Source organism: Symbiopectobacterium sp. (genome assembly GCF_047692315.1).
In the GTDB taxonomy this organism is placed as follows: domain Bacteria; phylum Pseudomonadota; class Gammaproteobacteria; order Enterobacterales; family Enterobacteriaceae; genus Symbiopectobacterium.
In genome coordinates this window covers 87,298-100,239 of record NZ_JBLLJS010000013.1, presented here as the reverse complement: position 1 = coordinate 100,239, position 12,942 = coordinate 87,298, and the positions used below count along the sequence as shown (strand labels likewise).

At 52.0% G+C, this 12,942-nt stretch carries 7 protein-coding genes and 3 pseudogenes; 3 read left to right on the top strand and 7 right to left on the bottom strand.

Features of this window, described 5'->3' with window-relative positions; translation table 11 throughout:
- Positions 1-121: 121 nt before the first annotated feature.
- Both argG and fic read right to left on the bottom strand, forming a co-directional pair.
- Positions 122-1,477 (bottom strand): argininosuccinate synthase, encoded by a 1,356-nt coding sequence (gene argG / locus ACMZI0_RS07100; protein WP_415672429.1) that lies wholly within the window; start codon positions 1,475-1,477, stop codon positions 122-124.
- Between the two features lie 356 nt (positions 1,478-1,833).
- Positions 1,834-2,901 carry a protein adenylyltransferase Fic gene (fic, locus tag ACMZI0_RS07095; protein ID WP_415672494.1) on the bottom strand — a complete coding sequence of 356 codons (1,068 nt, stop codon included), beginning with the start codon at positions 2,899-2,901 and terminating at the stop codon, positions 1,834-1,836.
- A 130-nt stretch (positions 2,902-3,031) separates the two neighbouring features.
- Between fic and ACMZI0_RS07090 the strand changes: the two genes are divergently transcribed.
- Positions 3,032-3,610: a DJ-1/PfpI family protein gene (locus ACMZI0_RS07090; protein WP_415672428.1), complete on the top strand. Its 579-nt coding sequence runs from the start codon at positions 3,032-3,034 to the stop codon at positions 3,608-3,610.
- Between the two features lie 38 nt (positions 3,611-3,648).
- On the opposite strand, the gene xylR is transcribed toward ACMZI0_RS07090, so the two are convergent.
- The 4 genes and pseudogenes from xylR to xylF all read right to left on the bottom strand — a co-directional run bounded on the left by xylR (position 3,649) and on the right by xylF (position 8,716).
- Positions 3,649-4,833, bottom strand: a complete 1,185-nt coding sequence (xylR, locus tag ACMZI0_RS07085) for a D-xylose utilization transcriptional activator XylR (RefSeq protein WP_415672427.1) — start codon at positions 4,831-4,833, stop codon at positions 3,649-3,651.
- 116 nt (positions 4,834-4,949) lie between these two features.
- Positions 4,950-6,119: a sugar ABC transporter permease gene (locus ACMZI0_RS07080; RefSeq protein ID WP_415672426.1), complete on the bottom strand. Its 1,170-nt coding sequence runs from the start codon at positions 6,117-6,119 to the stop codon at positions 4,950-4,952.
- A 31-nt stretch (positions 6,120-6,150) separates the two neighbouring features.
- Positions 6,151-7,638, bottom strand: coding sequence for a xylose ABC transporter ATP-binding protein (locus tag ACMZI0_RS07075; protein WP_415672493.1), 1,488 nt, complete (start codon positions 7,636-7,638; stop codon positions 6,151-6,153).
- Between the two features lie 82 nt (positions 7,639-7,720).
- A pseudogene (gene xylF, locus ACMZI0_RS07070) lies at positions 7,721-8,716 on the bottom strand (D-xylose ABC transporter substrate-binding protein).
- Between the two features lie 361 nt (positions 8,717-9,077).
- Here xylF and xylA point away from each other — a divergent pair.
- Together xylA and xylB are read left to right on the top strand one after the other, a co-directional pair.
- Positions 9,078-10,397, top strand: a pseudogene (xylA, locus tag ACMZI0_RS07065) (xylose isomerase).
- Positions 10,398-10,504: 107 nt separating this feature from the next.
- A pseudogene (gene xylB, locus ACMZI0_RS07060) lies at positions 10,505-11,891 on the top strand (xylulokinase).
- Here xylB and ACMZI0_RS07055 read toward each other — a convergent pair.
- Positions 11,884-12,876 carry an acyltransferase gene (locus ACMZI0_RS07055; RefSeq protein WP_415672425.1) on the bottom strand — a complete coding sequence of 331 codons (993 nt, stop codon included), beginning with the start codon at positions 12,874-12,876 and terminating at the stop codon, positions 11,884-11,886. The pseudogene xylB and the gene ACMZI0_RS07055 sit on opposite strands and share 8 nt — an antisense overlap.
- Positions 12,877-12,942 lie beyond the last annotated feature (66 nt).

Here is a 12,942-nt window from a genome sequence, read left to right as displayed (position 1 = left end):
TGATAACAGTCACGGGTGGGTAGCCTGAAAATGTGATAGCGGTCATTTGTTGACCGCGATGTAGCAACGAAAAAGGGCACCCACAGGTGCCCTTTTGAAGAGGAATGCAACAATCGACGCGTTATTTTCTGTTCTTGTCCTGCAACTGCTCCACACTTTCCATCTGCGGCAAGCCCGCCGTCGCTGAGGAGGAAAGCAGCCCAGTCTCGACGTAGTTGAACAGTTTTTCACGCGTATCAATGATGTCCAGATTACGCATTGTCAACTGACCAATACGGTCATCCGGCGAGAACATCGAGTCGCCTTTTTCCATCGTCAGACGTTCCGGCTTGTAGGTCAGGTTATCCGACACTGTGTTCAGGATGGAGTAGTCATTGCCGCGACGCAGTTCCAACATCACTTCACCGGTAATGGCACTGGCTACCCAGCGTTGCAGCCCATCACGCAGCATCAGCGCTTGCGGGTCAAACCAGCGGCCCTGATACAACAGACGGCCCAACTGGCGACCATGAGCATGGTATTGCTCAATGGTATCTTCGTTATGAATACCGGTAACCAAACGCTCGTAGGCGATATGCAGCAGCGCCATACCGGGGGCTTCATAAATGCCACGACTCTTCGCTTCAATAATACGGTTTTCAATCTGGTCGCTCATGCCCAAACCATGACGACCGCCAATCCGGTTGGCTTCCAGCATCAACTCCACATCATCAGCAAACGTTTTACCGTTCAGCGCCACTGGATAGCCACGCTCAAAACGTACCGTCACTTCTTCTGCCGCGACCTTGACGTTTTCATCCCAGAACTTCACGCCCATGATTGAGTTCACGATCTTCACGCTGGAGTTCAGGAATTCCAAATCTTTGGCTTCGTGCGTCGCACCCAGCATGTTGGAATCGGTCGAGTAGGCTTTTTCCGCTGACATCTTATAGTTGAAGCCAGACTGCACCATGAACTCAGACATCTCCTGACGTCCGCCCAGTTCATCGATAAAGTCGGTATCCAGCCACGGCTTATAGATTTTCAATTCAGCGTTGGTCAGCAAGCCATAGCGGTAGAAACGCTCGATATCATTGCCCTTATAAGTGCTGCCGTCACCCCAGATATTTACGCCATCTTCTTTCATGGCCGCTACCAGCATGGTTCCGGTTACCGCACGGCCCAGCGGGGTAGTGTTGAAATAGGTCAAGCCGCCGGTAGTGTTATGGAAGGCGCCACACTGAATAGCCGCAATCCCTTCTGCCACCAACTGCTTGCGGCAATCGACCAGACGGGCGTCTTCTGCGCCATACTCCATCGCGCGACGGGGAATCGCCTCATAGTCATCCTCATCCGGCTGCCCCAGGTTTGCGGTGTAAGCATAAGGAAACGCGCCTTTTTTACGCATCCACAGCAGTGCTGCACTGGTATCCAGACCTCCGGAGAACGCAATGCCAATACGTTGACCTGCCGGAAGGTGCTTGAGAATCGTCGTCATAAAATAAATCCCTGCTCGATAGACTTATGGAGAGAAGCTTAACAGCCACACCACGATATGTTAGCCACGCATTGATGAGAAAAAATCAGATCGTTATGCGCGTGGCGGCACGCTCATGTACCGATCTTGTTTGCCATCCAACAAATGCATATTTATGCAAAATAAGTGAGTTATAATTTAAACATCTTTTTGCCGCGACAGGAAGAGCCGAGTGATGATTTCTGCAAAAAACCGTAAGTGTCGCTAAGCAGCCTTTGAATGTAACGGTATCTATAGGTTTCTACCACAAAGATTCATCAACATGCGGCTTTGGCAACCTTCATGGCATCACGACGATAGTTAGGCATTTGGACCCCTTAAGCATTGAGTTCAGTAAGCAGTCGTGTATTGAGATAGAGTTTTTCTCGCCCAGCGCCCATCTCTTCCAGCACACCAATCTCAACCAGTTGTTTCAGATAAATAGACGCAGTCTGACGACGTGCAATGCCCAATTCCACCAAATTCTCAATACGACAATAGGGTTGCATAAACACCACCTGAATAAGCTCATGCGAATAGATTTTTGGGAGTTTTTCACGCACATAGTCGGCAGTCCTCCTGATAAGATCTCTCACAATAGCTATTTTCTTCGTCGTCCAGTCTGCTGTAGTGGCAACGGCCTCCAGCATGAACAAGAGCCAAGGCTCCCACTCTTTTTTGGTGGTAACATCCCGCAGCAGCGTGTAATAATCTGCCCTATTTTCAAGGATAAAGCGGGACAAATAAAGAATAGGCAGCGACAGCAAGTCATTCTCGATCAAGAAAAGGATGTTCAGAATATGGCCAGTACGCCCATTTCCATCGAGGAAAGGATGAATACATTCAAACTGGTAATGTGCTATCGCCATCTTCACGAGTGGATCAATATCATCCTGCACGTGTAAGAAGCGTTCCCAGTTACCCAACAAATCCCGAATCACGATTTCGCTTTCCGGGGGGGTATAAACCACATTCATATGCTGGTCGCGCAAAACCGTGCCTGGCGTCTTACGGACATCGGTATCCACAGCACGCAATGTTGTACAGATATCTACCGCCGTGCGTGCGCACAACGGATGCGTCTCAAGATGTTTAACGCCTTCATACATTGCCGTGCGATAACGTAGAGTTTCCTTCGTTGCGGGATCGGCCTGCTCTGCGTGGTCAACGAACCGAAACAGTTGGTCGCTGGTGGTGACAATGTTTTCAATGCGGGAAGAGTCTTTTGCTTCCAACATCGGGAGAATGTTAACCAGCAAGCCTTGATCTGGCAGAAGCTGCCCTGCGGTTTTCAATTCAGCCAATGCCGCACGAGCCTTGATACAAGCTTTTAACACCGCTCGTGTTTCAACGATCTCTAATTCAGGAGGAAACAAACGTAGCAGGCAATTATACCGCCATTTTATGGCCGATCCAGCAGCTAAAAGCGATTTACGCGACGGAAAACCAAATAATAAAACAATGCTTCATTTAAAAGATAAATCTTTGTTATTCTCGGTTGACTATGGTTTCCCTTGCCTATTTGCTGGAGATGTTATGTCTACTAAGAAAGTTGCCGTCCTGCTGGCACCAGGCTTTGAAGAAGCAGAGGCGGTTATGGTGATAGATATCCTGCACCGTATGAAGATCGGCGTGAAAATGTTGTCTTGCCAGAACATGCTGGAACTGCGCAGCTACCACAACATCCGCATGTTTGCTGATGCGCTGCTGGAAAGAAGCATGGATGAAATGTTCGATGCCGTGGTGATTCCGGGTGGCTTGCAAGGCACGCTGAGTCTGGCCGCGAACCCACTGGTGGTCGAATTTATTCGCCGTCATGACGACACAGGAAAACTGATCTGCCCTATCTGTTCTGCGGCAGCGCGCGTATTAGGCGGCAACAAGCTGCTAAAAGGCCAGCTCTATGTCTGCTCGGGCGATCTCTGGAAGGACGTAACGGACGGCGTCTATGTCGATCAAAACGTAGTGGAAGATGGCAACCTGATCAGCGGCAAAGGGTTGGGCGTAGCCTTCGACTTCGCGGACACCATTGCCTGCCGTTTGATCGGAGACGTTGAAGACACCAACTTCCAGATCGAGCATATCTATTACGATCACTGGCGCGTACCGGCATAAAAATCGATGGCCCGGCATATCGGATTACGCCGGGCATTTCACCGATTCACATCTTCACCGAAGCAATCGCGATACTCTTTTGGCGTCAAATCGTACTCTTTTCTGAACACCGCATAAAAATAGGGCAGCGGCGAGTAACCGCACATCACCGAAATCTCGTTGATCGACAATGAGGTCGACACTAGCAGATTGCGCGCACGCTCGAGTTTTTCCGCATGAATGACAACGTGAATGGTCTTCCCCATCTCATCTTTGAAGCGCTTTTCCAGATTGGAGCGCGACATGCCAACAGCACCCAGCACCTGTTCGACCTTGATGCCCTTACAGGCATAGCAACGAATATAGTGCATGGCCTGAATTACTGCCGGATCGTGCACCGAACGGTAATCGGTAGAACTGCGCCCCACCACCCGCACGGGAGGAACCAGAATGCGCTGAAGGGATATCGCTACCGGGTTGTGTAATAACTGATGCAGCAATTTGGCAGCGCGATAGCCCATCTGCCGCGTACCTTGCGCAACAGAAGAGAGCGCAACCCGTGACAGATAGCGCGTCAGCTCTTCATTATCGATACCGATGACGCACAGTTTTTCCGGCACCGCGATATTCAAATATTCACACACCTGCAATAAGTGGCGGGCACGGGCATCGGTAACGGCAATAATACTGGTTTGCGGCGGTAAGGTTTGCACCCAGTCTGCCAGACGATTTTGCGCGTATTGCCAGTTATCCGGTACGGTTTCCATCCCCTGATACACCACGCCCTGATACTGCTCCGATGCCACCAGTTGGCGAAAGGCGTACTCGCGCTCCTGAGCCCATTCTTTACCACCAGAAGGCGGTAATCCATAAAAGGCAAAGCGGTTAAGCCCTTTCTCTTTCAGGTGCATAAACGCACATTGCACCAGAGCATGATTATCGGTAGCGATATAGTGCACCGGCGGATAATCATCAGGATCGTGATAAGAGCCACCAACGCCCACCAGCGGCACGCCCACATTTTGCAACGACTGAACAATTTCCCGATCGTCAAAATCGGCAATCACGCCATCGCCCAGCCAGTCTTTCACATTATCAATACGGCAACGGAAATCCTCTTCAATAAAGATATCCCAACCGCATTGAGATGCCTGCAAGTACTCGCCTACGCCCTCCACCACTTGCCGGTCATAGACTTTGTTGGCATTAAACAACAGCGTAATACGGTAGCGTTTCTCAAACATATTCACTGCTCCTGCCGTGGAGATGCCCTTCTCAATAGCACACCCCCACGGTGAGCAAAAATATTTTGCTGATTAATGCGAGCCGCAGCAGGTTTCCTGAAATGCGTCAGCGGCGGTTATCCCTTGCTCTTGGTGGCCGTATCCATCCAAACAGCTAACAACAAGATGCCCCCTTTGACGATGGTCGGGACACCCAGCATGCTCATTCCGTTATCTAACGAGGCCATGATAAACGCCCCCATGACCGCCCCAGCCACGCTGCCCACGCCGCCTGCCAAACTGGTGCCGCCAATCACGCACGCAGCAATGGCATCCAGCTCGGCAATATTCCCGGCAGAAGGTGAGCCAGCCCCCAGACGCGAGCTTAAAATCAACCCGTTGATGGCAAAGACCGCCAGTTTGCTGCGTGCAACATTGATACCCGACAAACGGGCCGCCTCAATATTGCCCCCAATGGCATAAATACGACGACCAAACGCCGTGCGCGTTGCCATAAAAATCCCGCCCGGCATCAGCAGCGTCAGGATCAGCACCGGCGTTGGCACGCCACGATAATCATTCAGCAAGTAAATCGCGCCCAGCACCAGCACAGCCATCAATACCTGACGCCCTATATCACTGGCAGGGCGCGTTACGGCAAGGCCCAGATTGGCTCGCTTTTGCCGCCGACGCCACTGCCAGGCAACAAATGTCAGTAGCCCCGCCACCCCGAGCGTAAAACCCATACCCGCGGGCAAATAACTTTGGCCGATCTGCGCCATGGCGCTACTGGTAGGCGATACCGTCGTACCGTTGGTAATGCCAATCAGAATGCCGCGAAAAGCCAGCATTCCCGCCAGCGTGACGATAAAAGAGGGCACCTTGCGGTACGCCACCCACCAGCCGTTCCAGGCTCCCAACAGCAGCCCGAGGATTAACGTCACCACAATCGTCAACGGCAACGGCCACCCTAACCAAACGTCAAAGATGGCGGCCAATCCACCCAGCAACCCCATCATGGAACCCACTGAGAGATCAATCTCGGCAGAGACGATAACAAACACCATCCCCACCGCCAGGATGCCAGTGATAGCGGTCTGGCGCAGCAGGTTAGAAACATTGTGTGCGCTGAGATAGGCACCCTCGGTCATCAGCGTGAAAAACAGCATAATCGCGATGATGGCAGCAATCATCACAAACACCTGAAGATTTATCTGCTTGAACCAGCGCGCAGCGTCGCCTGCTGGTGCTGATTGTTTAGGCGCCAGAGTATCGGCGGAGGCATTAGATGGTGGCGTTTTCAACATGTTGTTCACTTCTCAGCGCGGCTTCCATAACCTACTCTTGTGTCAAATCGCGATTAACCAAATCCGCTTTTACGCGACCTTCATGTATCACCAAGACGCGATCGCTCAGCCCCAGCACCTCGGGCAGCTCAGACGAAATGACGATAATGGCCATTTTGTCTTTGTCTAACTGATTAATAAATTTATATATTTTATATTTGGCACCGATATCGATACCACGTGTGGGTTCATCGAGGATCAAAATATCGGGGTTTAACAACAGGCATTTTGCCAAGACCGCTTTTTGCTGATTTCCGCCGCTCAGGCGGGCAATCGCTAAATCCTGGCTGGCCGTTTTCACTTTAAGATGTGCAATCGAATAGCGAATCACATCCTGCTCGCGCGCGTCATCCAGCGAAGAAAACAGCCCGGAAAAACGATCGAGCGCCGCCAGCGTGATGTTTTGCGCCACGTTCATCACCGAAACGATGCCATCCTTTTTACGATCTTCCGGCACCATCGCGATACCCAGCGCCATCGCCTGTTGGCAATCGTTGATAACCACCGGCTGCCCCTTAAGCACAATCTCGCCCTGCCATCGCCCGCGGTAAGCGCCAAACAGACACTGCACCATTTCGGTCCGACCGGAGCCAACCAGCCCCGCAACGCCCAGAATTTCGCCCCGACGCAGCGTAAAGGAAACATCATTGACGCGACGAATATGGCGATTAACCGGGTGCCAAGCGGTCAGGTGCTCGACGCACAGGATCTCCTCGCCAATGTCGTGCGCCTCAGACGGATAGAGCTCGGTTAGTTCACGCCCAACCATCATGGCAATGATCTGATCTTCACTGAGCGAGCTGGAGGGGTGGGTACCAATGTGCTTGCCATCGCGAATCACGCAGATGGTGTCCGAAATGGCTTTGACTTCATTAAGTTTGTGGGAAATGTAGATACAGGCGATACCGTGATTGCGCAAATCACGGATGATATCCAGCAAAATCGCGGCTTCGCGCTCAGTCAGCGAGGCGGTCGGCTCATCCAACACCAGCAACCGCACCTGCTTATTAAGCGCTTTGGCAATCTCCACCAACTGCTGTTGGCCCAGGCCAAGTTCGCCTACTCGGGTATGGGGATCGACCTCAAGCTTGACGCGCGCCAGCATGGTTTGGCAGCGTAAAAACATCTCGTCGCTTTCCAATATGCCGCGTGTCGTCCACTCATTGCCCAGGAAGATGTTCTCCAACACGCTCATCTCTTTGACCAGCGCCAGTTCCCGATGAATGATGGCGATTCCCTTCTGCTCGGTCTCGCGAATATGGCTGGCGTGCAGCGGATCACCGGCGAAGACAATCTCTCCTTCATAACCTCCATAGGGGTAGATGGCGCAAAGCACTTTCATCAAGGTCGATTTGCCTGAACCATTCTCACCGCACAGCGATAATACTTGTCCGGCTTCAAGCGCCAGGCTGACGTTATCCACCGCCTTTACGCTGCCAAACGCCTTGGTGATGTTTTTCATTTCCAACAACAACGGCATTCTCGCCTCCATCATTCACCCGCCGCACACCGGATAACGCTGCTCACTGGCCCCGGCGTCAGGAAACGCCGGGGCCAGTGACTCACTTCAGGTCTGCGGCTTTATGGAACCCATCTGCAATCACGGTGGTTTCAATGTTGGATTTATCAACCGGCACCGGCTCTAACAGATACGACGGCACCGCTTTCAGTCCGTTATCCAGCGCGACATTGGATTTTAGTGCTTTACCCACCCCTAACGCGACGGCAATATCCGCCGCTTCCGTCGCCAATTTGGTGATCGGCTTGTACACCGCCATGGTTTGCGTTCCAGCGATAATGCGTTTTATCGCCGCCAAATCCGCATCCTGACCGGAGATCGCCACCTTTCCCGCCAATCCCTGCGCGGCCAGCGCCTGAATCGCGCCGCCCGCCGTTGCATCATTTTACGCGACGACAGCCTGAATATTGTTATTGTTTGCGGTTAGCGCATTTTCCATAATTTTCAAGGCATTTTCCGGCAACCAGGCATCGACCCATTGATCGCCAACAACTTTTATTTTTCCAGAGTCAATCAAGGGTTTTAATATGTTCATCTGTCCCTTACGGAACAATTTTGCATTATTATCTACGGGGGAGCCGCCCATCAGGAAATAATTCCCTTGTGGTACTTTGTCAACCAGGTATTTCGCCTGTAATTCTCCAACCTTTTCATTATCAAACGAGATATAAAAATCAACATCCGCGTTATTAATCATTCGATCATAAGCTAATACCTTAATGCCTTCCCGCTTTGCCTCTGCAATCACATTGCTAAGCACTTGACCGTTATAAGGAATAATAACCAGAACATCAACACCGCGATTTATCATGTTTTCAATTTGAGAAATCTGGGTTTCTTCATTGCCGTTCGAGGATTGAACGAACACTGTCGCCCCTTGCGCCTGTGCCTTGGCAACGAAGAGATCGCGATCTTTCTGCCAGCGTTCCAAACGCAAGTCATCGATTGCCATACTAATTTTTACCTCTTTGGCAAATCCGGCATGGCTCATTAAAGCAAGTACGGCACAGGCTGACAGTAAAAAGTGTTTAACTTTCATCATGAGTACCTTTCTTTTTTAACGTTTAACGTGCAGGAAAGAAACGCTACCGAGCAGAAAAAGTGTTGCTGGTAACTGGCGCAGCTTCAATTACAGACTTTCACCAAGCAATTACGTTTTTTGGTTTAATCGTAATTTTATGAAGTCGGTTATATTTTATTGTTATCGACCTCAACCCTTCCTCATTATTTATGAATGCGCATTCAGAATGTTTTTCCATCTTCTTTTTGCGATCTGCTGCACATTTAATAATTATCTGAACTTAAGTGTGAAATAACGTAATTGAGCAAACGGCTATCCACTCCGAAGATGAATAAAAATGACCGCTTATCCGCTGAGTGATTTTCTTGAGGAGTTCTCCATGCCAACCTATTTTGAACAAATTGAACGTGTTCGTTATGAAGGCCGCGGCACCACAAATCCCTTTGCTTTTCGCCATTACAACCCCGATCAGGAAATTTTTGGGAAACGTATGGCAGAGCATCCGCGTTTCGCCGTCGCCTACTGGCACACCTTCTGCTGGAACGGTGCCGATATGTTTGGCGTGGGTTCCTTTGAGCGCCCCTGGCAAGCCGCAAGGGATCCTTTGGCGTTGGCAAAGCAAAAAGCCGATATTGCGTTTGAGTTTTTCCAAAAACTGAACGTGCCCTATTACTGCTTCCACGATGTGGACATCGCTCCGGAAGGCAGTTCGTGGAATGACTATCTGTATAACTTCCAAACCATTGTCGACAGATTTGCCGAAAAGCAGCAGCAAACCGGAGTAAAGCTGCTCTGGGGCACCGCCAACTGCTTTACACATCCGCGCTATGCCGCAGGTGCCGCCACCAACCCGGACCCGGAAATTTTTGCCTGGGCGGCCACGCAGGTCTTTTCTGCCATGAATGCCACCCAGAAGCTCAGGGGAGAAAACTACGTGCTGTAGGGCGGGCGCGAAGGGTATGAAACCTTGCTCAACACCGACTTGCGTCAGGAACGGGAACAGATCGGCCGCTTTATGCAGATGGTGGTCGAACATAAGCATAAAATCGGTTTTCGGGGCACACTGCTTATCGAACCCAAACCGCAAGAACCCACCAAGCACCAGTACGATTACGATGTGGCGACCGTTTACGGTTTCCTGAAACAGTTCGGCTTAGAGAAAGAGATTAAGGTTAATATTGAAGCAAACCACGCCACGCTGGCAGGGCACACGTTCCACCATGAAATCGCCACTGCCATCGCGCTTGGGATTTTTGGCTCCGTTGACGCTAACCGCGGCGACCCACAGTTGGGCTGGGACACCGATCAGTTCCCGAACAGTGTGGAAGAGAATTCCTTGATCATGTATGAGATCCTGAAAGCGGGCGGCTTTACTACCGGTGGACTGAATTTTGACGCCAAAGTCCGTCGCCAAAGCACCGACCGTTACGATCTGTTCCACGCTCATATCGGTGCCATGGATACGCTGGCCTTATCATTAAAAGTCGCAGCCCGTATGCTGGAAGATGACAAGCTGAACCAATGGGTTGCCAAACGCTATGCGGGCTGGAACGGCGAACTCGGACAGCAAATCCTGCAAGGTAAACTCTCCCTTGAACAGTTGGCGAAACACGTTCATGCACAACAGCTCGCCCCGAAACACCAGAGCGGGCATCAGGAGATGTTGGAAAATTTGATTAACGACTACCTGTACCAGTAACAACCCGCAGTAGCCTGTTCCCACGGGTAGTGTTTTGTTCGTGGGAACAGCGAGGTGGAATAGCAGCGGTATCTGCAGGCATATAAAAAACAACAGGATCTCACGCTATGTATATGGGTATCGATCTCGGCACATCGGGTGTAAAGACCATTCTGCTGAATGAGGAAGGCAACCGATGCCACGGTGCAGGCGCTGGCAACACAGCACGATTTGCGTGCCGTTAAAGCTATCGGCCTGACAGGGCAAATGCATGGCGCTACCCCGCTGGACAAACAGCATCAGGTGTTGCGCCCCGCGATGCTATGGAACGATGAACGTAGTGCCGCCCAATGCAATACGCTGGAACAACAGGTGCCGGACTCCCGTCAGATTACCGGTAATCTGATGATGCCGGGGTTTACTGCCCCCAAGCTGAAATGGGTTCAGGAACACGAGCCCGAATGCTTTCGAAAGATTGATAAGGTCTTGTTACCCAAAGACTACCTGCGCTGACGTATGACGGGTGAATTTGCCAGCGACATGTCGGATGCCGCCGGTACGATGTGGCTGGACGTCGGCAAACGGGACTGGAGTGATGCTTTACTCGCCGCCTGTTCGCTCGATTGCCGGGCAATGCCTGACTTGTTTGAAGGTAATCAGATAACCGGCTATCTCTCCGACGCACAGGCACAACACTGGAGCATGAATTGCATCCCGGTTGTCGCGGGCGGTGGGGATAACGCTGCGAGTGCCGTCGGGGTAGGCCTGTGGCAAGCAGGGCAAGCCATGCTGTCACTGGGAACATCCGGCGTCTATTTTGCCGTTAGCGATGGTTTTCTCAGCAACCCGAAGCACGCGGTGCACAGCTTTTGCCATGCCCTACCGGGTACCTGGCATCTGATGTCTGTCATGTTGAGTGCGGCATCGTGCCTGGATTGGGCAGCCCGGTTGACCCACGCCGAAGGCGTACCGCAATTGTTGGAAGAGGCCGCGCAGGCCTCCGTCAGCGCCGCCGTGCCGCCCATCTGGTTCCTCCCCTACCTTTCAGGCGGGCGCACCCCACACAATAACCCGCAGGCAAAAGGCGCATTTTGGGGGTTAACCCACCAGCATGGCCGGGCCGAACTGGCGCGCGCCGTGCTGGAAGGCGTGGGATTCGCCCTTGCCGATGGCATGGACGTGCTGCATATGACCGGGCTGCGCCCCACCAGCATCACCTTGATTGGCGGTGGCGCACGCAGCGCTTACTGGCGTCAAATGCTGGCGGATATCAGCGGACAGACGCTGGAATACCGCACTGGGGGCGATGTCGGCGCCGCACTGGGGGCAGCGCGGCTGGCACAAAGCGCTGTGAATCCCGATATCTCACTGGCCGAACTATTGCCACCGCTGCCCTTGGAACAGGTTCACCAGCCTGATGCCGCACAGCACAAACGCTATGCGCAACAACGAGAAACGTTTCGTATGCTTTACCAGCAGTTGCACCCGCTGATGAGCGATGCCTCGGTCAACTAACCCAACGCCGAATGTCGCAACGCTGCACCAACGGGGAGAGCAGCATGCTGCACACAACCGCACACAGAAAAACGTAAAAGATATCCAGTATCGGCCAACCTTTTAGGGCCAAATCGCGAGCGCGAATAAAATGAATGATCAGGGCATGGAAGCCGTAAATAGCCAGAGAATGGCGGGAGATAAACGCAAAGCCCGACAAAGGCGCGCTCGGCGCTGACGCTTTAAACAGCATCATCAGGCATACCGCCGCAATAAACACTAACGGGTTGGCATAGAGGTAGAAGGTTTGGGTAAAGTTATCGTTTGCTATGGTCTGCTGCGAGGTGCCCATCGCAATCAGCAGCACGGAGGCAACAAACAACGGTGCCGCTCCCAGCGTTACCCAACGCGCTGGCGTCAACGTACCCAGTGCACGCCCCACCACCGCATACAGCAGGTAGTAAAACGTGTCGCCCACAATATACAAATTGACCGGTAACAGCGGGGTGTGTCCTACCGTAAGTTCAGGCGTATTGAGGTTGACAACAACGGCCAGAATCACGACAACTACGGCAAGATAGCGTCCCGATACTGGGGGAACGCGTATGAGCGGCGATAACAGATAGATAACCAGAATCGCATAGAAAAACCACAGGTGGTAAAAAACCGGCTTTTGCCGGAACAGCCGTAGCGCGTTGCCTGCATGAATCGGTGTCAGCAGCGCCATATACGCCAGTGCCACCGCGCTGTAAAACAGCAGACAGAAGCCGATACGCAGGATGTGTTTTTTTTCCGCCCGCCGTTCGCCAAAAAACAGGTAGCCTGAAATCATAAAGAACAACGGAACACCTACCCGGCAAGCGGAATTAAGCCAGTTCGCCACATCCCAATGGTGCTCTCCTGGCATGCCAGCTGCCGTAATGTAATAGGTGGTGCTATGGATCAACACCACCATCAGGCAGGCGACGGCGCGTAGGTTATCCACCCAGTCTATCTTGTCCGACATGAGGCTCCCCTTTTGTTTTTAACAACATAAGGGTAGCCGCCATCCCGGTATGCCTCAATGGCATGG